The organism is Streptococcus oralis (assembly GCF_001578935.1).
GTDB lineage: Bacteria > Bacillota > Bacilli > Lactobacillales > Streptococcaceae > Streptococcus > Streptococcus oralis_R.
Genome location: NZ_KQ969521.1, coordinates 369,965 through 390,919 on the forward strand (window position 1 = coordinate 369,965; position 20,955 = coordinate 390,919).

The window sequence follows — 20,955 nt, forward strand, 5'->3', positions numbered from 1 at the left end:
TGTGACGGCTGAAAGGGAAAAACTTTGCAAAATCCCTAGAAAACCTGTAAAATAGAAAAGATGAACAAATAGGAGGTTCCTTGTGTCAAAAAAGGAAATCAATATTAACAATTATAATGATGATGCCATTCAGGTGCTAGAAGGGTTGGATGCGGTCCGTAAACGTCCAGGGATGTATATCGGATCGACCGATGGTGCTGGTCTCCATCATCTAGTCTGGGAAATTGTCGACAATGCAGTCGATGAAGCCTTATCTGGATTTGGTGATCGCATCGATGTGACGATTAATAAAGACGGTAGTTTAACGGTTCAAGACCATGGGCGTGGGATGCCAACTGGTATGCACGCTATGGGGATTCCAACAGTTGAGGTTATCTTTACCATTCTTCACGCTGGAGGGAAATTCGGTCAGGGGGGCTACAAGACCTCTGGTGGTCTCCACGGGGTGGGATCTTCAGTCGTTAATGCCCTATCAAGCTGGTTAGAAGTTGAAATTACTCGTGACGGTACAGTCTACAAGCAACGTTTTGAAAATGGTGGTAAGCCAGGAACAACTCTTGAAAAGGTTGGGACAGCTACTAAGTCTAAGACAGGTACCAAGGTTACCTTCATGCCTGACGCGACGATTTTCTCTACGACTGACTTCAAATACAATACCATTTCAGAACGTCTCAATGAGTCAGCCTTTCTCTTAAAAAATGTGACCTTGTCTCTGACAGACAAACGAACAGATGAAGCGATTGAATACCATTATGAAAATGGAGTTCAGGACTTTGTTTCTTACCTCAATGAAGACAAGGAAACCTTGACACCAGTTCTGTACTTTGAAGGCGAAGAGAATGGTTTCCAAGTGGAAGTTGCTCTTCAGTACAATGATGGTTTTTCAGATAACATCTTATCCTTTGTCAATAACGTCCGTACCAAGGACGGTGGAACACATGAGACAGGACTCAAGTCAGCCATTACTAAGGTCATGAACGACTATGCACGTAAGACGGGACTTCTCAAGGAAAAAGATAAAAACCTTGAAGGCTCAGATTATCGTGAGGGACTAGCAGCCGTTCTTTCTATTCTGGTTCCTGAAGAGCACCTTCAGTTTGAGGGTCAGACAAAGGACAAACTTGGAAGCCCACTAGCTCGCCCTATTGTTGATAGCATTGTCGCAGAAAAATTAACTTTCTTCCTCATGGAAAATGGAGAACTAGCTTCCAATCTAATCCGCAAGGCTATCAAGGCTCGTGACGCTCGAGAGGCGGCACGTAAGGCGCGTGATGAGAGCCGAAATGGTAAGAAAAACAAGAAAGACAAGGGCTTGCTTTCAGGTAAATTAACCCCAGCCCAGTCTAAAAATCCAGCAAAGAACGAACTCTACTTAGTCGAGGGGGATTCTGCCGGTGGTTCTGCCAAGCAAGGTCGTGACCGCAAGTTTCAGGCTATCTTGCCTCTTCGTGGGAAGGTCATCAATACGGCTAAGGCCAAGATGGCGGATATCCTCAAAAATGAAGAAATCAACACCATGATTTATACCATCGGGGCAGGGGTTGGAGCAGACTTCTCCCTTGAAGATGCTAACTATGACAAGATCATTATCATGACCGATGCCGATACCGACGGTGCCCATATTCAAACTCTTCTTTTAACCTTTTTCTATCGCTACATGCGTCCGCTAGTTGAGGCAGGACATGTCTATATCGCCCTTCCGCCTCTTTACAAGATGTCCAAAGGCAAAGGAAAAAAAGAAGAAGTGGCCTATGCTTGGACGGATGGAGAGCTAGAAGAACTCCGCAAGCAGTTCGGCAAAGGCGCTACCCTCCAACGCTACAAGGGTCTTGGTGAGATGAATGCGGACCAGCTCTGGGAAACAACCATGAATCCAGAAACCCGCACTCTTATCCGTGTCACAATCGAAGACCTCGCACGCGCTGAACGCCGTGTCAATGTCCTCATGGGAGATAAGGTTGAACCACGTCGCAAGTGGATTGAAGATAATGTCAAGTTTACGCTGGAAGAAGCGACAGTGTTTTAAGGGGCATGAATAATGGTTGATTCAGGACATTCGATTTTTGGTAGTTACTTGGGTTTGATTTTCTTAGTTTCTTTACCCTCGGCTATTCTTGCATTCTACATTAATAGTCGAAAAAAAAGTTTCCAAGGTTTATATGCACCTATTGTATTTACTTTATTTATGATCTTGATGCTTTTATTCAATATGGATTCCTCAGAATCCAGTGCTTTAGTAGCGACTGCTATTATGCTGTTTATTGGTTTTCCTTTGATAGCAGGAGCCTTAGTCTACACACTTATTCGATTGTGTTACGTCTATCCGGAGAAACGGTGGAAGGCTTTTTTGATTTTCCTATCCTATGTTTTAGGCCCCCTATCTGTAGGTATTCTGGGATGGTATGTGGTAAATTTAGTTCAGATCCATCTGTTGACATTCTTGGTAATGATTTTGATGATTCTAGTTTCCTATCTTCCTCCTCTCTATCTCCATTACACTAAACGAAATCAGTAAGACATAGAATACTTTTTGGTTGGGTATAGTGATTAATTGCTTAGATTATGTCAGAGATGGCCAATGGTTTACGGTTTATTATAATGAAAAACAATTTCAAACAGCTCTAAGTGATGAAGAATTGAAATATGAGAACTGATCAGGAAATACTTGGACTGATTTTAGGGACAGTTAAAACTTTAAAAGTTGACGCTGGTAATAACTCAAGTATCTCCTCCTCAATAATCTGACGGATGACCTTACTCAAACCCGTTTCTTTAAGGGTATGGATGCTTCATATTATTACGAAGGGTATAACCTTTACCAGACAGGGGAGTTGTAAAGTTCAAGTAAAGGTGACGATCATCTTTTGTATGTAAACAATCGCTAAAACTATTGGAGGTGCAGTATTGATTACGTTATTAATGTTGCCTTTTTTCCTTGTTCTTCTAGCCATTTTTGGAATTATATATGATTTTACGACCAGTAAAGGTAGAAAAGAGTGTGCTCGCACAGTATCCTTGTTTATATTGAACATCCTCACTATTGGTATCTGTCTATTAGATCTACCAATGGAAAGTAAACCATACTCAGGAATAGGGTTTATCTTATTTTATGCACTTGCCTTCACACCTTTGATGATTGTTTTCTCACTATATACCCTCTATCGGATTGGAAAACATTATAGGTATTTTAAGAGTAAGTTTACTATAACACTCCTATTCAATGCTATTTTACTTTTCCTTCTTTCATTAGTAAATACTTTTGTATTATGGAGAAGCTTTCAAATATATCATAGAAACGATATTAATTTGTTTTATTTTATTTTAATCGTTTTAGGAATTTGCTCAACTATCCAATTAATCGTAGGAGAACTTGAGAAGAAAAGAATACGAGTCCTTCAGAAACAAGAGGAGCTAGATAGTTATGAAAAATAACTCTGTAAAAGATAGGTGCAGAAAATATAGAAGTCAAGAGCAAATGCTGAGGTTGATTTCACAGACTGCTAAATCTTTACAAGTCGAGGCTGTTGCTATGTCTGGTTCACGGACTGATACAAAAGCACCGAAAGATGAATTTCAAGACTATGATGTGGTCTACATTGTGGAGAGTTTGGATGGTCTGTTAGCTGACCTGACTTGGTTGGATCAGTTTGGCAAGCGCATCATTGAGCAGTATAACGTACTTGACCATCGCCATCTCTATCTTATGCTCTTTGAAGATGGCAATCGGATTGATTTAACACTCTGCCCCAAAGAGCACATTCAAGAGTGGGTGGATAGCGAAGCTGATTTCACGGTGCTGGAGGACACTAAGGACTTGTTTACGCCTTATTCTCCAAATTCTCAGCGTTACTGGACGAACCCAGCTAGGCCGATTGATTTTGAAAAAGCCTGCAATGAATTTTGGTGGGTGTCAGCCTACGTAGTCAAGGGAATCTGTCGCAAGCAAGTCTTCTATGCGACTGATCATCTCTATGGCATTTGTCACCAAGAACTCTTGAAGGTATTGGCTTGGCAGGTAGCAAGTGATAGGGGCACGGTTGATGTTGGCAAGAACTACAAGTATCTCTTTAGCTACTTGCCTGCTGAGAAAGAGAAGGAATTCTCAAATCTACTTGATTTTTCAAGTAGTGACAAAATCACTCAATCTTTGTTTGCTACGATGGACCTTTTCCACCAAGAGGCTCAGTCCCTTGCTCAAAAAATGGGATTTAACTACGATAAAGAAGTAGCTGAGAAGATGATTCAGTATGCTGAGGAGAGACTTTCAAATCACTAACTAAATAAAGTATATAATTTAAAAGATTAAACTACAGAAAAGATAGTTTAGTTATATATAGTAACTGAACACGGGACTAATTTCTGTAAATTATCCCTTATTCTATAAAAACCTACTCTACATTCTTTGAAAGGAGTTGAACACGCCCTAAATACTGTGTGAAAAAGATAAATTTCCTTTGTATTTTACGGGCTCTGTATCCTATATGAGTAATATTCAAAACATGTCCCTGGAGGACATCATGGGAGAGCGCTTTGGTCGCTACTCCAAGTACATCATTCAAGACCGGGCTTTGCCAGACATTCGGGATGGATTGAAGCCGGTTCAGCGTCGTATTCTTTATTCTATGAATAAGGATGGCAATACTTTTGACAAGAGTTACCGCAAGTCTGCTAAGTCAGTCGGGAATATCATGGGGAATTTCCACCCACACGGTGATTCTTCTATCTATGATGCTATGGTTCGTATGTCTCAGGACTGGAAAAACCGTGAGATTCTAGTTGAAATGCACGGTAACAACGGTTCTATGGACGGAGATCCGCCTGCGGCAATGCGTTATACTGAGGCGCGCTTGTCTGAGATTGCTGGTTATCTTCTTCAAGATATAGAGAAAAAGACAGTTCCTTTTGCTTGGAACTTTGACGATACCGAGAAAGAGCCGACGGTTTTGCCAGCAGCCTTTCCAAACCTCTTAGTCAATGGTTCGACTGGGATTTCAGCTGGTTATGCCACAGACATTCCTCCCCATAATTTGGCTGAGGTCATTGATGCGACGGTTTACATGATTGATCACCCAACAGCCAAGGTGGACAAGCTCATGGAATTCTTACCTGGTCCAGACTTCCCTACAGGGGCTATCATCCAAGGGCGTGATGAAATCAAGAAGGCCTATGAAACTGGGAAAGGGCGCGTGGTCGTTCGTTCTAAGACGGAGATTGAAAAGCTAAAAGGTGGTAAGGAACAAATCGTTATCACTGAGATTCCTTATGAAATCAATAAGGCTAATCTCGTCAAGAAAATCGATGATGTTCGTGTCAATAACAAGGTGGCTGGTATTGCTGAGGTTCGTGATGAGTCTGACCGTGACGGTCTTCGTATCGCTATTGAACTTAAGAAAGACGCGAATACCGAGCTCGTGCTCAACTATCTCTTCAAATACACCGACCTACAAATCAATTACAACTTTAACATGGTGGCGATTGACAATTTCACACCTCGTCAGGTCGGGATTGTCCCAATTTTGTCTAGCTACATCGCCCACCGTCGTGAAGTGATTTTGGCACGTTCCCGTTTTGATAAGGAAAAGGCTGAGAAACGTCTCCATATCGTTGAAGGTTTGATTCGCGTGATTTCGATTTTGGACGAAGTCATTGCCCTTATCCGTGCTTCTGAGAATAAGGCTGACGCCAAGGAAAACCTCAAGGTCAGCTATGAGTTTACAGAAGAGCAGGCTGAGGCTATCGTTACCTTGCAACTTTACCGTTTGACCAATACAGACGTGGTTGTCTTGCAGGAAGAAGAAGCAGAACTTCGTGAGAAAATTGCCATGCTTGCGGCTATCATTGGTGACGAACGGACTATGTACAATCTGATGAAGAAAGAGCTTCGTGAGGTCAAGAAGAAATTTGTGACACCACGTTTGAGTACTTTGGAAGATACTGCGAAAGCAATCGAGATTGATACAGCTAGTTTGATTGCCGAGGAAGATACCTATGTCAGCGTGACTAAGGCAGGTTATATCAAGCGTACCAGTCCACGTTCCTTTGCAGCATCCACTCTGGAAGAAATTGGCAAACGTGATGATGATCGTTTGATCTTTGTACAAACTGCCAAGACAACCCAGCACCTCTTGATGTTCACAACTTTTGGGAATGTCATTTATCGACCAATCCATGAATTGGCAGATATTCGCTGGAAGGATATCGGAGAGCATCTGAGCCAGACCATTACAAACTTTGAAACTAACGAAGAAATCCTCTATGCAGAAGTAGTGGATCAGTTTAATGATGCGACAACTTATTTTGCAGCGACTCGCCTTGGTCAAATCAAGCGTGTAGAACGCAAAGAGTTCTCTCCATGGCGGACCTACAAGTCTAAATCTGTCAAGTACGCTAAGCTCAAAGACGAGACAGACCAAATTGTAGCAGTGGCTCCGATTAAACTAGATGATGTTCTTTTGATTAGTCAAAACGGTTATGCCCTTCGTTTCAATATCGAAGAGGTTCCGGTTGTTGGTGCCAAGGCTGCAGGTGTCAAGGCTATGAACCTGAAAGCAGATGATGCGCTTCAGGCAGCCTTTATCTGTAACACCTCATCCTTCTACCTCTTGACCCAACGTGGAAGCTTGAAACTCGTTTCCATTGAGGAAATTCCAGCGACCAGCCGTGCCAAACGAGGCCTACAAGTCTTGCGTGAGTTGAAAAATAAACCGCACCGAGTCTTCTTGGCTGGAGCAGTTACAGAGCAAGGTTTCGTTGGTGATCTCTTTAGTACAGAAGTAGAAGAAAACGACCAAACGCTGCTTGTCCAATCTAACAAGGGAACAATCTATGAAAGCCGATTGCAAGACCTCAACTTGTCAGAACGTACTAGTAATGGAAGCTTTATTTCAGACACGATTTCAGATGAAGAAGTTTTCGATGCTTACCTCAAAGAAGTCTTTAGAGAGGATAAAGCGAGTTCGTAAAAAGAATCAGTCCAGAGGGCTGATTTCTTTATGTTGAAAAAATTTTCAGAAAATTACAAATAATACTTGAAATTTTACTAGAAAAGTGTAGAATAGAAAACATAATTTGAATAGTATAAAGGAGAAACACATGACAGTTGCAATTGATTGGGAAAATCTTGGATTTTCTTATATGAAATTACCTTACCGTTATATCGCTCACTACAAAAATGGTCAATGGAATCAAGGAGAATTGACAGAGGATGCAACCTTGCATATTTCAGAGTCTTCTCCAAGTCTCCACTATGGACAGCAAGCATTTGAGGGATTGAAAGCCTATCGTACCAAGGACGGCAGTGTTCAATTGTTCCGTCCTGACGAAAATGCCAAGCGTTTGCAACGTACTTGTGACCGTCTTTTGATGCCACAAGTTCCGACAGAAATGTTTGTAGAAGCTTGTAAAGCAGTTGTGCGTGCAAATGAAGAATACGTCCCACCATATGGAACAGGTGGAACCCTTTATCTTCGGCCACTTTTGATTGGTGTTGGGGATATTATCGGGGTAAAACCTGCAGAAGAGTATATTTTCACCATCTTTGCTATGCCAGTTGGTAACTATTTTAAAGGTGGTTTAGTCCCAACCAACTTCTTGATTCAGGATGAATACGACCGTGCAGCTCCGAATGGTACAGGTGCGGCCAAGGTAGGTGGAAACTATGCTGCTAGTCTCCTCCCAGGTAAAATGGCCAAGTCACGCCAATTCTCAGATGTTATCTACCTAGACCCATCTACACATACAAAGATTGAAGAAGTCGGATCAGCCAACTTCTTTGGAATCACGGCAGACAATGAATTTGTAACACCACTGAGTCCATCCATCTTGCCATCCATTACCAAGTACTCTTTGCTTTACCTGGCAGAGCACCGCTTGGGCTTGACACCGATTGAAGGCGATGTTCCAATCGATAATTTAGAGCGTTTTGTAGAGGCAGGAGCTTGTGGTACTGCAGCGGTCATTTCGCCAATTGGAGGTATCCAACATGGCGATGATTTCCATGTTTTCTATAGTGAAACAGAGGTAGGTCCTGTTACACGTAAACTCTACGATGAATTGACTGGTATCCAATTTGGTGATGTAGAAGCACCAGAGGGATGGATTGTGAAAGTGGATTAAAAGACACGAAGTAAAGAAGAACTCCATAGCAGTTGTAATAGCTGAAATGGAGTTTTTTCTTGCTAGTTTGAGTATTTTCTTGTACAATAGAAAAAGTGAAAAGAGGTACAGTATGAGTAAAAAAGATAAGAAAATTGAAATTCAATTAACAGATGCTAAAGTGACTGTTGGCAAAGACAGTTATGAAGGATACGTTTTGACAATCGGGAAAAAGGTCATTGGCGAAATTGCCGAATTAGATAACCAATTTGCCATCATAAAGAATGGAAATGTCGATAGTTTTTATAAAAAACTTGAAAAAGCTGTGGAAATTTTAATTGAAAACTATAATTTGACAAAATAATACTTGTTTTATTGAAAATTTCATGATATAATAGTCTTCGTTGAACATTGGAGAGATAGCGAAGAGGCTAAACGCGGCGGACTGTAAATCCGCTCCTTCGGGTTCGGGGGTTCGAATCCCTCTCTCTCCATTCATCATTGGGGTATAGCCAAGCGGTAAGGCAAGGGACTTTGACTCCCTCATGCGTTGGTTCGAATCCAGCTACCCCAGTTCTTAGGTAATAAGTTCAAGATAAAAAGAAAAATATCTTAGGGTATTTTATTTTTATAATTGAAAGGCGTGAACGATGTGAACATGTCTTTGCGGGTGCTTAGGAAAAAAATTATAAGTATGTCAAGTTTGGAAAGACTTGATTGTTGGAGGATTTTTTAGATGAACGAATTTGAAGATTTGCTAAATAGCGTTAGCCAAGTTGAGCCTGGTGATGTTGTTAGTGCTGAAGTATTGACAGTTGATGCGACTCAAGCTAACGTTGCAATCTCTGGGACTGGTGTTGAAGGTGTCTTGACTCTTCGCGAATTGACAAACGATCGCGATGCAGATATCAATGACTTTGTGAAAGTAGGAGAAGTATTGGATGTTCTTGTACTTCGTCAAGTAGTTGGTAAAGATACTGATACAGTTACATACCTTGTATCTAAAAAACGCCTTGAAGCTCGCAAAGCATGGGACAAACTTGTAGGACGCGAAGAAGAAGTTGTTACTGTTAAAGGAACTCGTGCCGTTAAAGGTGGACTTTCAGTAGAATTTGAAGGTGTTCGTGGATTCATCCCAGCTTCAATGTTGGATACTCGTTTCGTGCGTAACACTGAGCGTTTCGTAGGTCAAGAATTTGATGCTAAAATCAAAGAAGTTGATCCTAAAGAAAACCGCTTCATCCTTTCACGTCGTGAAGTTGTTGAAGCAGCTACTGCAGCAGCTCGTGCTGAAGTATTCGGTAAATTGGCTGTTGGTGATGTCGTAACTGGTAAAGTTGCTCGTATCACTAGCTTTGGTGCTTTCATCGACCTTGGTGGTGTTGATGGATTGGTTCACTTGACTGAGTTGTCACACGAACGTAACGTATCACCTAAATCAGTTGTAACTGTTGGTGAAGAAATCGAAGTGAAGATCCTTGATCTTAACGAAGAAGAAGGACGCGTATCCCTTTCACTTAAAGCAACAACACCTGGACCATGGGATGGCGTTGAGCAAAAATTGGCTAAAGGTGATGTAGTAGAAGGAACAGTTAAACGTTTGACTGACTTCGGTGCATTTGTAGAAGTATTGCCAGGTATCGATGGACTTGTTCACGTATCACAAATTTCACACAAACGCATCGAAAATCCAAAAGAAGCTCTTACTGTTGGTCAAGAAGTTACTGTTAAAGTCCTTGATGTTAACGCTGACGCAGAACGTGTATCACTTTCTATCAAAGCTCTTGAAGAACGTCCAGCTCAAGAAGAAGGACAAAAAGAAGAAAAACGTGCTGCTCGTCCACGTCGTCCAAAACGTCAAGAAAAACGTGATTTCGAACTTCCAGAAACACAAACAGGATTCTCAATGGCTGACTTGTTCGGTGATATCGAACTTTAATCAAATTGATAATCACAAAATCCTTTGTTTAAAACAAGGGATTTTTCTTTTGTCTCTTTCCCATTTTTGATATAATAGTTCTATGTTAGATTCAGAAAAACAATCACAATATCAATTGTTAAATGAGGAACTCTCTTATTTGCTTGACGGTGAGAGCAATGTTCTTGCCAATCTTTCGAATGCTAGTGCCCTCCTAAAATCTCGCTTTCCGAATACTGTATTTGCAGGGTTTTATCTGTTTGATGGTAGCGAGTTGGTTTTAGGGCCTTTTCAGGGTGGTGTTTCTTGTATTCGCATTCCGCTTGGGAAAGGCGTTTGTGGAGAAGCTGCTGAGTTTCAAGAGACTGTTTTAGTTGGCGATGTGAGCACCTATCCAAACTACATTTCTTGTGATAGTATGGCCAAGAGTGAAATCGTGGTTCCCATGCTCAAGAATGGTCAATTGCTGGGTGTCTTAGACCTGGATTCTTCACTTATTGATGATTATAATGCAATTGACCGCGATTACTTGGAACAATTTGTCGCTATTTTGCTTGAGAAGACAGAATGGGACTTTACGATGTTTGAGGAGAAAGCCTAATGTATCAAGCACTTTATCGAAAATATAGAAGCCAAACTTTTTCACAATTGGTCGGACAAGAAGTTGTGGCTAAAACCCTAAAACAAGCGGTCGAGCAGGAAAAGATTAGTCATGCCTATCTTTTTTCGGGCCCTCGTGGAACAGGGAAGACCAGTGTAGCTAAGATTTTTGCCAAGGCTATGAACTGTCCGAACCAAGTAGACGGAGAACCATGTAATAACTGCTATATCTGTCAGGCTGTGACAGAAGGTAGCTTAGAAGATGTTATCGAAATGGATGCGGCTTCGAATAATGGAGTCGATGAAATCCGTGAAATTCGTGATAAATCCACCTATGCACCTAGTTTGGCACGTTATAAGGTCTACATTATCGACGAGGTTCATATGCTGTCTACTGGAGCTTTTAATGCGCTTTTAAAGACTCTAGAAGAACCAACTCAAAATGTTGTCTTTATCTTAGCGACCACCGAATTGCACAAGATTCCAGCAACTATTTTATCGCGTGTCCAACGTTTTGAGTTTAAGTCGATTCGAACGCAAGATATCACAGCACATATTCATCATATTTTAGAAAAAGAAAATATCAGTTCTGAACCAGATGCTATAGAAATCATTGCCAGACGAGCTGAAGGTGGGATGCGGGATGCCTTGTCTATTCTGGACCAAGCTTTAAGTTTGACGCAAGGGAATGCTTTAACCACAGCTATCTCTGAGGAGATTACAGGCACCATTAGTCTATCAGCGCTTGATGACTATGTAGCTGCCTTATCTCAGCAGGATGTTCCAAAAGCTCTTGATTCTTTGAATCTTTTGTTTGAAAATGGCAAGAGCATGACTCGTTTTGTGACGGACCTCTTGCAGTATTTGCGTGATTTACTAGTTGTTCAGACAGGTGGCGAAAATACTCATCATAGTCCAGTTTTTATGGACAATCTAGCTCTTTCTCAAGAAAGTCTCTTTGAAATGATTCGAATAGCGACTGTGAGCTTGGCGGATATGAAAGCTAGTCTACAACCTAAGATTTATGCTGAGATGATGACCATTCGTTTAGCGGAGATTAAGCCTGAACCAATGCTTTCAGAAGCTGTCGAAAGTGAAATTTCTGCACTGAGACAGGAAGTCGCTCGTCTTAAACAAGAACTTGCTAATGTTGGAACAGTGCCTAAACAAGTGGCGCCAGTCCCTAGCCGTCCAGACACTTCCAAGACAGTCTATCGAGTAGACCGTAATAAGGTTCAGGCTATCCTACAAGAAGCTGTTGAAAATCCTGAATTGGCACGGCAAAACTTGATTCGCCTACAGAATGCGTGGGGAGAAGTGATTGAAAGTTTAGCTGGTCCGGATAAGGCTCTTCTCGTTGGTTCTCAACCAGTTGCAGCCAACGAACACCATGCTATTTTAGCTTTTGAATCTAATTTCAATGCAGGCCAAACTATGAAACGGGACAATCTCAACACCATGTTTGGCAACATCCTCAGTCAGGCAGCAGGTTTTTCACCTGAGATTTTAGCCATTTCCATGGTGGAATGGAAAGAGGTTCGAGCAGCATTTTCAGCTAAAAACAAGTCTTCTCAAACCAATCAAGAGGTGGAAGAAGAGAGTTTGATTCCAGAAGGATTTGAATTTTTGGCTGATAAAGTGAAGGTAGAGGAAGACTAAAGAAAGATTTCATGATACAATAAGTTTATGAATAGACAACAATTTATTATGATAGCGTTATTTACGGCTGCTGAGACTTATTTTTTCAATGAAGCCTGGATGACCGGGCGTTATTTCATGGCAGCCTTTTGGGCCATTCTACTCTTTCGAAATTTTAGGTTAAGTTACGTGATGGGGAAAATAGTAGATGCCATTGATCAGCACCTAAACCGCAAGGATTAGTCACTAGCTTCTAAACAAAATCAAAGCCTTTTAGGCTTTTTTTTGTTATACTAGTAGAGTATATTTATGGACCTTTTCTTGTATTTTTAGAGAAATGTAAGTGATTTCTCAAAGGATAAAGAAAATAGGCCTGAAAAAGAAAGGAATTATCATGTCAGTATTAGAGATCAAAGATCTTCACGTTGAGATTGAAGGAAAAGAAATTTTGAAAGGGGTCAATCTGACTCTGAAAACAGGAGAAATCGCAGCTATCATGGGACCAAATGGTACTGGTAAATCGACTCTTTCCGCCGCTATCATGGGAAATCCAAACTATGAAGTTACCAAAGGTGAGGTCTTGTTTGATGGCGTAAACATCCTTGAATTGGAAGTGGACGAACGCGCGCGTATGGGACTTTTCCTTGCTATGCAATACCCATCAGAAATTCCTGGAATTACTAACGCTGAGTTTCTTCGTGCAGCCATGAATGCTGGTAAAGAAGATGACGAAAAAATTTCAGTTCGAGAGTTCATCACTAAATTGGATGAAAAAATGGAATTGCTCAACATGAAAGAAGAAATGGCAGAGCGCTACCTCAACGAAGGTTTCTCTGGTGGTGAGAAAAAACGTAATGAAATTCTTCAACTCTTGATGTTGGAACCAACTTTTGCCCTTTTGGATGAGATTGACTCTGGTCTTGATATTGACGCCCTTAAAGTTGTATCTAAAGGTGTGAATGCCATGCGTGGCGAAGGCTTTGGTGCTATGATCATTACTCACTACCAACGTCTTTTGAACTACATCACACCTGATGTGGTACACGTGATGATGGAAGGGCGTGTTGTCCTTTCTGGTGGTCCAGAATTGGCTGCGCGTTTGGAGCGTGAAGGATACGCAAAACTGGCTGAAGAGCTTGGCTACGACTACAAGGAAGAATTGTAATTCCCTCGTATCTTTTAGGAGAAGTAAATGACTAAAGAAACTATTAAACTTTTTTCAGAAATGCACGCTGAACCAAGCTGGTTGGCTGACCTCCGTCAAAAAGCTTTTGATAAGATTGAGAGTTTGGAATTACCAGTTATTGAGCGTGTGAAATTTCACCGTTGGAATCTGGGGGATGGTACCATCACAGAAAGTGAACCGTCAGCAAATGTTCTTGACTTCACTGCTTTAGATAACCACTTGAAGTTGGTGCAAGTAGGAACGCAGACTGTTTTTGAACAAATTCCAGTTGAATTGGCTGAACAAGGAGTAGTCTTTACAGACTTCCACTCAGCTTTAGAAGAAATTCCAGAGCTTATTGAGGAATTCTTCATGTCATCAGTTAAGTATGATGACGACAAGTTGGCAGCTTACCATACAGCTTACTTTAACAGTGGTGCTGTTCTCTACATTCCTGATAACGTTGAGATTACAGAGCCAATCGAAGGAATTTTCTACCAAGATAGCGATAGCGATGTGCCATTTAACAAGCATATCCTTATCATTGCTGGTAAAAACTCTAAGATTAGTTACCTAGAACGTCTAGAGTCGCGTGGTGAAGGTAGTGCTAAGGCAACTGCAAATATCACAGTAGAGGTCATCGCCCGCTCTGGTGCTCAAGTGAAATTTGCGGCTATTGACCGTTTAGGTGAAAATGTCACTGCCTACATTAGCCGCCGTGGTAAACTAGGCAACGATGCTAGTATCGACTGGGCTATTGGAGTCATGAATGAAGGAAATGTCGTTGCAGACTTTGATAGTGATTTACTTGGAAATGGGAGTCACGCCGATATGAAGGTCGTTGCCCTATCCAGTGGCCGTCAGGTACAAGGGATTGACACTCGAGTGACTAACTATGGTTGCAACTCAATCGGAAATATCCTTCAACATGGGGTTATCCTTGAAAAGGCTGCCTTGACCTTCAATGGTATTGGCCACATTATCAAGGGTGCCAAGGGAGCAGATGCGCAGCAAGAGAGTCGTGTTCTTATGCTTTCAGATCAAGCACGTTCAGATGCCAACCCAATTCTTTTGATTGATGAAAATGACGTCACTGCAGGTCACGCGGCTTCTATCGGTCAGGTGGATCCAGAAGATATGTACTACCTCATGAGCCGTGGTTTGGATAAGGCGACTGCTGAGCGTTTGGTTGTTCGCGGTTTCCTTGGCTCCGTAATTGTTGAGATTCCAGTCAAAGAAGTTCGTGATGAAATGATTGCAACTATCGAAGAAAAATTGTCAAAACGCTAAGGGGAAGCCTATGTTAGATGTAGAAGCGATTCGCAAGGATTTTCCAATTTTAGACCAGATTGTCAACGATGAACCTCTGGTCTATCTGGACAATGCTGCGACGACACAAAAACCACAAGCAGTTCTGGAAACAATCAACCGCTACTATGAGCAAGACAATGCCAATGTTCACCGTGGGGTTCATACCTTGGCGGAGCGTGCGACAGCTTCCTATGAAGCCGCTCGTGAAACCATTCGTAAGTTTATCAATGCAGGCTCTAAAAAGGAAGTTCTCTTTACCAGAGGAACGACAACCAGTCTTAACTGGGTAGCTCGCTTCGCTGAGCAAATACTGACTGAGGGAGACCAGGTCTTGATTTCTATCATGGAACACCATTCTAATATTATTCCTTGGCAGGAAGCTTGCCGTAAGACTGGAGCAGAGCTTGTCTATGTTTATCTCAAGGATGGAGCTCTGGATATGGATGACTTGCGCGCTAAATTGACTGATAGAGTCAAGTTTGTCTCTCTAGCTCACGCCTCCAATGTTCTTGGTGTGGTCAATCCGATCAAAGAAATCACTCAATTAGCCCACCAAGTTGGAGCCATCATGGTGGTGGATGGTGCTCAATCTACACCCCATATGAAGATTGATGTCCAGGACTTGGATGTGGACTTCTTTGCTTTTTCAGGGCACAAGATGGCTGGTCCGACTGGTATCGGTGTGCTTTATGGCAAAGCACATTATCTTGAACAAATGTCACCAATTGAATTTGGCGGTGAGATGATTGATTTCGTCTATGAGCAAACTGCTAGTTGGAAGGAATTGCCTTGGAAATTTGAGGCTGGAACGCCAAATATGGCAGGCGCTATTGGACTTGCTGCAGCAGTGGATTATCTGGAAAAGATTGGTATGGATGCCATTGAAGCTCATGAACAGGAATTGATCGCATATGTCTATCCAAAATTGCAGGCCATTGAAGGTTTGACCATTTATGGTTCGCAGGACTTGGCTCAACGTTCGGGTGTCATTGCTTTTAACTTAGGGGATCTTCATCCCCACGATCTTGCGACGGCTCTGGATTATGAAGGAGTGGCTGTTCGTGCTGGTCACCATTGCGCCCAACCCTTGCTTCAGTATTTGGAAGTCCCAGCAACAGCTCGTGCAAGTTTTTATATCTACAATACCAAGGCAGATTGTGACAAGCTAGTCGATGCTCTACAAAAGACAAAGGAGTTTTTCAATGGCACTTTCTAAACTAGATAGCCTTTATATGGCAGTGGTGGCAGACCATTCGAAAAATCCACATCACCAAGGGAAGTTAGAAGACGCTGAGCAAATCAGTCTCAATAATCCAACCTGTGGGGATGTTATCAACCTCTCTGTCAAGTTTGATGCAGAGGACCGTTTGGAAGAGATTGCTTTTCTAAATTCAGGATGCACGATTTCAACTGCCTCTGCTAGCATGATGACAGATGCTGTTTTGGGCAAGACCAAACAAGAGATTCTAGAACTTGCAACCATCTTTTCTGAAATGGTTCAAGGTCAAAAGGATGACCGTCAAGAGCAACTCGGTGATGGCGCCTTCTTGTCAGGTGTGGCCAAATTTCCGCAACGAATCAAGTGTGCAACCCTGGCTTGGAATGCCCTTAAGAAAACAATTGAAAATCAAGATAACAAGTAAGACAAGTTTCTTTTGTCTTATGAATCAGTAGAAATATAGAATGAAAGAAAGGATATTATGGCTGAAGAAAGAGTAGAACCAAAACCAATTGACCTTGGTGAATATAAATTTGGTTTCCATGACGATGTAGAGCCTGTCCTATCGACAGGAAAAGGATTGAACGAAGAAGTCATTCGCGAATTATCAGCTGCTAAGGGTGAACCTGAGTGGATGTTAGAATTCCGTTTGAAATCTTATGAAACCTTCAAAAAAATGCCCATGCAAACCTGGGGAGCAGACTTGTCAGAGATTGACTTTGATGACTTGATATACTACCAAAAACCATCTGATAAACCAGCCCGTTCTTGGGATGAAGTTCCTGAAAAAATCAAAGAAACCTTTGAACGTATCGGGATTCCAGAAGCTGAGCGTGCTTATCTAGCCGGTGCCTCTGCCCAGTACGAGTCAGAAGTGGTTTACCACAACATGAAGGAAGAGTTCCAGAAATTGGGTATTATCTTTACAGATACGGATTCTGCCCTCAAGGAATACCCAGACTTGTTTAAACAATACTTTGCCAAGTTGGTACCGCCGACTGATAATAAGTTGGCAGCCCTCAACTCAGCAGTATGGTCTGGAGGAACCTTTATCTACGTGCCAAAAGGGATCAAGGTAGATATTCCGCTTCAAACTTACTTCCGTATCAACAACGAAAATACAGGTCAGTTTGAACGTACCCTGATTATCGTTGACGAGGGAGCGAGTGTCCACTATGTAGAAGGCTGTACAGCACCGACTTATTCTAGCAACAGCCTGCATGCGGCTATTGTTGAAATCTTTGCCTTGGATGGTGCTTATATGCGCTATACGACCATCCAAAACTGGTCCGATAATGTCTATAACTTGGTAACAAAACGTGCCAAAGCTTTGAAAGCTGCGACTGTTGAGTGGATTGATGGAAACTTGGGTGCCAAAACAACCATGAAATACCCATCTGTTTACCTTGATGGAGAAGGGGCGCGTGGGACTATGCTCTCCATTGCCTTTGCCAATGCAGGGCAACACCAAGATACTGGTGCCAAGATGATCCACAACGCTCCACATACAAGCTCGTCTATCGTGTCTAAATCCATTGCGAAAGGCGGAGGAAAGGTGGACTACCGTGGACAAGTAACCTTTAACAAGAACTCTAAGAAATCTGTTTCTCACATCGAGTGTGATACCATTATCATGGATGACTTATCAGCGTCAGATACCATTCCGTTTAATGAAATTCACAACTCGCAAGTTGCTTTGGAGCACGAAGCCAAAGTATCTAAGATTTCAGAGGAACAACTCTACTACCTCATGAGTCGTGGTTTGTCAGAATCTGAGGCAACCGAGATGATTGTCATGGGATTTGTCGAACCCTTCACAAAAGAACTTCCAATGGAATACGCAGTTGAGCTGAACCGCTTGATTAGCTATGAAATGGAAGGTTCAGTCGGATAAATCCAAAAAGGAGAAGCAAATGGGATTTTTTAAAAAATGATTTGGTAATGTTGAAAAAGCGAATAAAGGCGAAATTCCTGCTGAGGAAATTGTTCCACCTTTTACAGTTGATTTAGTAGAAGAAGCAGATGATTATTGGCGACAAATGGAACAAAACCTCTTGATAAACGCTGTAAAAGGCGTTGGTGGTCCTGAGGTCGTGGAACGTGCTTTTGTTCTTGCTAATTTCAAGGAAAATCAAGAAACCTTTGAGCTCTTTTATCAGGTAAATGGTCAACTTCTTTCATGGAGAGAGATGGATGCGACTGTTGTTGATAAAATCAGCAATCAACTCCTTCCGCAAGCGGCAGAAGTAGCGCGTGCAGTAAATGAAAATTATGAAGAGGCAAATGTACCAGTAATCCAGTACGCTATGCTTCAGTTTGAAACTGCAACCATGGCTTGGTTTGGTCGGAAGCTGACAACAGCTTCTCCAGAAGCCCAATTGACTTTTGAAGAATTGGTATCTGGTTGGCGCGCTATTTTGGAACAAGAAGTTCCAAATCGTCCTTTAGATAGTGACCGTCCGTTCCCTTACTTTGAAGTTTAAAATCCCAAATCCCCAAAAAACTTTCAATGGAGTATACTGTTGAGCCTACTCGCTTGATGAGTAACTAATTGAAAGAATCAGTGGGTAAAAATGTAAATTCTGAACAGAAATCCTTTCTGTTCAGAATTTTTTAAAAAATAGTCTAATAAATATTCACAAAAATCATTTTATATGATAAAATAAAACGATTATGTTTAGCGGAGATGAGTGATGAATATTTTTAGAATAAAAAATGTTAGTCTAGAACGTACTGAAATGCGTCGTCATTTGAAATTATGGGATTTGATTCTACTAGGGATTGGTGCCATGGTAGGGACGGGGATTTTCACCATTACAGGAACAGCAGCAGCAACACTTGCCGGTCCATCACTAGTGGTTTCCATCGTGATTTCTGCCCTGTGTGTTTCTCTATCAGCTCTTTTTTTTGCAGAATTTGCCTCTCGTGTGCCTGCAACAGGTGGTGTTTATAGTTATCTCTATGCGATTTTGGGAGAATTGCCAGCCTGGATTGCTGGCTGGTTGACCATCATGGAATTCATGACGGCTATTTCTGGCGTAGCTTCTGGCTGGGCAGCATATTTTAAGGGCTTACTCATTCATTATGGTATTTCCATACCTCAAGCCTTGAATGGAACCTTTAACCCCGAACAAGGTAGCTATATCGATATTTTACCTATTTTAGTGATTGTCTTGGTGACAGGATTAGTCTTGTTAAATTCCAAGGCAGCCTTGCGCTTTAATTCGCTTTTGGTGGTCTTGAAATTCTCAGCTCTTGCCTTATTTATCCTAGTTGGTATTTGGTACATCAAACCTGAAAATTGGACAAATTTTGCTCCATTTGGTTTTGGTCAACTATATGGTGGAAGTACTGGGATTATGGCGGGCGCATCTTTGATGTTCTTTGGTTTTCTCGGATTTGAGTCTATTTCCATGGCAGTTGATGAAATTCAAAGTCCGCAAAAAAATATTCCTCGTGGGATCGTCCTTTCTCTGACAATCGTCACCATTCTCTATGCTTTGGTAACCTTAGTATTGACAGGGATTGTTCACTACACTAAGCTCAATGTGGACGATGCAGTAGCCTTTTCATTACGGAGCATTGGTATCGGCTGGGCGGCCAACTATGTTTCGCTTGTAGCCATTCTAACCCTGATAACGGTATGTATTTCCATGACTTATGCTTTGTCTCGAATGATATATAGCTTAGCACGTGATGGACTTTTACCTAAAAGTTTTAAACAATTAAGCAAGACCAGTCGCGTTCCTAAAAATGCAACCCTCTTAACAGGAGTTGCTTCAGCCATTGCTGCAGGAGTGTTTCCTCTAGCCAGTATTGCAGCCTTCTTAAATATCTGTACCTTAGCTTATCTCATTTTGCTAGCCTATGGAATAATAAAACTCAGAAAGGATAAGGGGATGCCAAAAGAGGGAGAGTTTAAAACTCCCTTGGTGCCACTTTTGCCAATTCTTTCCATTCTTATATGTGTTTCCTTTATGCTTCAATATAGTCTAGATACCTGGATTGCCTTTGGTATCGCTCTTCTAGTTGGTCTAGTCATTTACTTTACTTACGGGTTCCGCCATTCAACGCTCGCAGAAGAAGAATAAAAGCTGGGAATTCCCAGCTTTTTTAATCTTTCACATAAGTAAATCCTTCACCCAGAATTTCATGAGCCTCAGTGATGGTGATAAAGGCTTGAGGATCAATTTTGTGAATCATATCTTTCATTTTTACGATCTCGTTTCGACCGACGATACAGTAGATAATTTTTAAATCCTTTTTGCTGTAGTAGCCTTGACCAGATATAAAGGTAACGCCACGTCCGAGTTCATCGTTTATCTCTTTGGCCAATTGATCAGGATATTGGGTAATAATCATAAATCCTTTACCAGCATAACCTCCTTCGCCGATCAAGTCGATAACACGAGCGATGATAAAGTCAAATAAGAGGGTATAGGTGACCAGACGAAGATCCTGGAAGATAATCAAAATCAACATTAGGATAAAAAAGTCAATCCCAAAAAGCAATTTACCAATCGAAATATTAGTGTATTTGTTGAGGACACGGGCAACGATATCAGAGCCACCAGTGGTTCCACCAGCATTAAAGATAATTCCTAAACCAACCCCTAGTAAGACTCCTGAGACTAAAGCGACAATGATGAGATCTCCTTGCAAGTCGATGTGCAAAGGAATGCGCTCAAAGATTGCTAGCCAAACGGAAAGAGAAATGGAACCTAGAAGGCTGGAGTATAGGGTCTTAGGTCCAAATATCTTCCAAGCCAGGATAAATAAAGGGATATTAATCAAGAGGTTCATCAATGAGACAGGAATCTTAAAAAGATAGTAGGTAATCAAGGTAATACCTGTCGCCCCTCCCTCAAATAAATGATAAGGAACAACAAAGTAGGTAAGACCGAAGGCATAGATAGCGGCTCCAAGAATAATGGTGATAATCGGTTGAAGTTTTCGAATCATGGCTGTTCCTCACTTTTCTATAGATAGATTATACCAAAAATTCAGTTC

At 41.6% G+C, this 20,955-nt stretch carries 18 protein-coding genes, 2 tRNA genes and 1 pseudogene; 20 read left to right on the forward strand and 1 reads right to left on the reverse strand.

The annotated features are described in order from the left end of the window. Positions 1 to 82 precede the first annotated feature (82 nt). The 20 genes and pseudogenes from parE (at position 83) to SORDD15_RS01935 (ending at position 20,036) form a co-directional block, all read left to right on the forward strand. Positions 83 to 2,026, forward strand: a complete 1,944-nt coding sequence (gene parE / locus SORDD15_RS01840) for a DNA topoisomerase IV subunit B (RefSeq protein WP_061413843.1) — start codon at positions 83 to 85, stop codon at positions 2,024 to 2,026. 691 nt (positions 2,027 to 2,717) lie between these two features. Beyond that, positions 2,718 to 2,837: pseudogene (locus SORDD15_RS10410) on the forward strand (cell filamentation protein Fic); the annotation flags it as partial. A gap of 82 nt (positions 2,838 to 2,919) precedes the next feature. After that, complete coding sequence (locus SORDD15_RS01850) at positions 2,920 to 3,432, forward strand: hypothetical protein (protein WP_061413845.1); 513 nt, start codon at positions 2,920 to 2,922, stop codon at positions 3,430 to 3,432. Continuing rightward, the gene (locus SORDD15_RS01855) at positions 3,422 to 4,276 is read left to right on the forward strand and encodes an aminoglycoside 6-adenylyltransferase (RefSeq protein WP_061413847.1); all 855 of its coding nucleotides are present in this window, start codon (positions 3,422 to 3,424) and stop codon (positions 4,274 to 4,276) included. Before SORDD15_RS01850 ends, SORDD15_RS01855 begins: the two co-directional genes overlap by 11 nt. Before the next feature lie 205 nt (positions 4,277 to 4,481). Then, positions 4,482 to 6,962 (forward strand): DNA topoisomerase IV subunit A, encoded by a 2,481-nt coding sequence (gene parC, locus SORDD15_RS01860; protein ID WP_081102340.1) that lies wholly within the window; start codon positions 4,482 to 4,484, stop codon positions 6,960 to 6,962. Between the two features lie 115 nt (positions 6,963 to 7,077). Further along, on the forward strand, positions 7,078 to 8,115 hold the full coding sequence (locus tag SORDD15_RS01865) for a branched-chain amino acid aminotransferase (protein WP_330996575.1): 1,038 nt from the start codon (positions 7,078 to 7,080) through the stop codon (positions 8,113 to 8,115). A gap of 112 nt (positions 8,116 to 8,227) precedes the next feature. Next, positions 8,228 to 8,458 carry a DUF2969 domain-containing protein gene (locus SORDD15_RS01870; RefSeq protein ID WP_000037105.1) on the forward strand — a complete coding sequence of 77 codons (231 nt, stop codon included), beginning with the start codon at positions 8,228 to 8,230 and terminating at the stop codon, positions 8,456 to 8,458. A gap of 49 nt (positions 8,459 to 8,507) precedes the next feature. After that, positions 8,508 to 8,588 (forward strand) — tRNA-Tyr (locus tag SORDD15_RS01875). An 8-nt stretch (positions 8,589 to 8,596) separates the two neighbouring features. Beyond that, positions 8,597 to 8,668 (forward strand) — tRNA-Gln (locus SORDD15_RS01880). A 162-nt stretch (positions 8,669 to 8,830) separates the two neighbouring features. After that, positions 8,831 to 10,033 (forward strand): 30S ribosomal protein S1, encoded by a 1,203-nt coding sequence (rpsA, locus tag SORDD15_RS01885; RefSeq protein WP_001001617.1) that lies wholly within the window; start codon positions 8,831 to 8,833, stop codon positions 10,031 to 10,033. Positions 10,034 to 10,115: 82 nt separating this feature from the next. Continuing rightward, positions 10,116 to 10,613 carry a GAF domain-containing protein gene (locus SORDD15_RS01890; RefSeq protein ID WP_061413853.1) on the forward strand — a complete coding sequence of 166 codons (498 nt, stop codon included), beginning with the start codon at positions 10,116 to 10,118 and terminating at the stop codon, positions 10,611 to 10,613. Then, positions 10,613 to 12,271: a DNA polymerase III subunit gamma/tau gene (gene dnaX / locus SORDD15_RS01895; RefSeq protein WP_061413855.1), complete on the forward strand. Its 1,659-nt coding sequence runs from the start codon at positions 10,613 to 10,615 to the stop codon at positions 12,269 to 12,271. Before SORDD15_RS01890 ends, dnaX begins: the two co-directional genes overlap by 1 nt. A 27-nt stretch (positions 12,272 to 12,298) precedes the next feature. After that, positions 12,299 to 12,493, forward strand: a complete 195-nt coding sequence (locus SORDD15_RS01900; protein ID WP_061413857.1) for a DUF3272 family protein — start codon at positions 12,299 to 12,301, stop codon at positions 12,491 to 12,493. Positions 12,494 to 12,644: 151 nt separating this feature from the next. Next, positions 12,645 to 13,415 carry a Fe-S cluster assembly ATPase SufC gene (gene sufC / locus SORDD15_RS01905; RefSeq protein ID WP_000114489.1) on the forward strand — a complete coding sequence of 257 codons (771 nt, stop codon included), beginning with the start codon at positions 12,645 to 12,647 and terminating at the stop codon, positions 13,413 to 13,415. 27 nt (positions 13,416 to 13,442) lie between these two features. Then, entirely contained in the window at positions 13,443 to 14,705 is a 1,263-nt protein-coding gene (sufD, locus tag SORDD15_RS01910; protein ID WP_061413859.1) for a Fe-S cluster assembly protein SufD, read from the forward strand. 10 nt (positions 14,706 to 14,715) lie between these two features. Next, on the forward strand, positions 14,716 to 15,942 hold the full coding sequence (locus SORDD15_RS01915) for a cysteine desulfurase (RefSeq protein WP_061413861.1): 1,227 nt from the start codon (positions 14,716 to 14,718) through the stop codon (positions 15,940 to 15,942). Beyond that, positions 15,929 to 16,369, forward strand: coding sequence for a Fe-S cluster assembly sulfur transfer protein SufU (gene sufU, locus SORDD15_RS01920; RefSeq protein ID WP_061413863.1), 441 nt, complete (start codon positions 15,929 to 15,931; stop codon positions 16,367 to 16,369). The genes SORDD15_RS01915 and sufU overlap by 14 nt, the downstream gene beginning before the upstream one ends. 57 nt (positions 16,370 to 16,426) lie before the next feature. Next, positions 16,427 to 17,839 (forward strand): Fe-S cluster assembly protein SufB, encoded by a 1,413-nt coding sequence (sufB, locus tag SORDD15_RS01925; RefSeq protein ID WP_061413865.1) that lies wholly within the window; start codon positions 16,427 to 16,429, stop codon positions 17,837 to 17,839. Positions 17,840 to 17,912: 73 nt separating this feature from the next. Next, positions 17,913 to 18,428 (forward strand): hypothetical protein, encoded by a 516-nt coding sequence (locus SORDD15_RS01930; RefSeq protein WP_231097638.1) that lies wholly within the window; start codon positions 17,913 to 17,915, stop codon positions 18,426 to 18,428. 210 nt (positions 18,429 to 18,638) lie between these two features. Next, positions 18,639 to 20,036 (forward strand): APC family permease, encoded by a 1,398-nt coding sequence (locus tag SORDD15_RS01935; RefSeq protein WP_061413868.1) that lies wholly within the window; start codon positions 18,639 to 18,641, stop codon positions 20,034 to 20,036. Between the two features lie 22 nt (positions 20,037 to 20,058). Here the strand turns inward: SORDD15_RS01935 and SORDD15_RS01940 are convergent, their stop codons facing one another. Further along, positions 20,059 to 20,907, reverse strand: a complete 849-nt coding sequence (locus SORDD15_RS01940) for a YitT family protein (protein WP_061413870.1) — start codon at positions 20,905 to 20,907, stop codon at positions 20,059 to 20,061. Between the last annotated feature and the right edge of the window lie 48 nt (positions 20,908 to 20,955).

What these genes read in the sequence shown, in the direction of transcription:
- SORDD15_RS01850 (WP_061413845.1), top strand. Translation starts at nt 2,920, where the DNA reads ATGTTGCCTTTTTTCCTTGTTCTTCTAGCCATTTTTGGAATTATATAT.
- SORDD15_RS01855 (WP_061413847.1), top strand. Translation starts at nt 3,422, where the DNA reads ATGAAAAATAACTCTGTAAAAGATAGGTGCAGAAAATATAGAAGTCAA.
- parC (WP_081102340.1), top strand. Translation starts at nt 4,482, where the DNA reads ATGAGTAATATTCAAAACATGTCCCTGGAGGACATCATGGGAGAGCGC.
- SORDD15_RS01870 (WP_000037105.1), top strand. Translation starts at nt 8,228, where the DNA reads ATGAGTAAAAAAGATAAGAAAATTGAAATTCAATTAACAGATGCTAAA.
- rpsA (WP_001001617.1), top strand. Translation starts at nt 8,831, where the DNA reads ATGAACGAATTTGAAGATTTGCTAAATAGCGTTAGCCAAGTTGAGCCT.
- SORDD15_RS01890 (WP_061413853.1), top strand. Translation starts at nt 10,116, where the DNA reads ATGTTAGATTCAGAAAAACAATCACAATATCAATTGTTAAATGAGGAA.
- dnaX (WP_061413855.1), top strand. Translation starts at nt 10,613, where the DNA reads ATGTATCAAGCACTTTATCGAAAATATAGAAGCCAAACTTTTTCACAA.
- SORDD15_RS01900 (WP_061413857.1), top strand. Translation starts at nt 12,299, where the DNA reads ATGAATAGACAACAATTTATTATGATAGCGTTATTTACGGCTGCTGAG.
- sufC (WP_000114489.1), top strand. Translation starts at nt 12,645, where the DNA reads ATGTCAGTATTAGAGATCAAAGATCTTCACGTTGAGATTGAAGGAAAA.
- sufD (WP_061413859.1), top strand. Translation starts at nt 13,443, where the DNA reads ATGACTAAAGAAACTATTAAACTTTTTTCAGAAATGCACGCTGAACCA.
- SORDD15_RS01915 (WP_061413861.1), top strand. Translation starts at nt 14,716, where the DNA reads ATGTTAGATGTAGAAGCGATTCGCAAGGATTTTCCAATTTTAGACCAG.
- sufU (WP_061413863.1), top strand. Translation starts at nt 15,929, where the DNA reads ATGGCACTTTCTAAACTAGATAGCCTTTATATGGCAGTGGTGGCAGAC.
- sufB (WP_061413865.1), top strand. Translation starts at nt 16,427, where the DNA reads ATGGCTGAAGAAAGAGTAGAACCAAAACCAATTGACCTTGGTGAATAT.
- SORDD15_RS01935 (WP_061413868.1), top strand. Translation starts at nt 18,639, where the DNA reads ATGAATATTTTTAGAATAAAAAATGTTAGTCTAGAACGTACTGAAATG.
- SORDD15_RS01940 (WP_061413870.1), bottom strand. Translation starts at nt 20,907, where the DNA reads ATGATTCGAAAACTTCAACCGATTATCACCATTATTCTTGGAGCCGCT.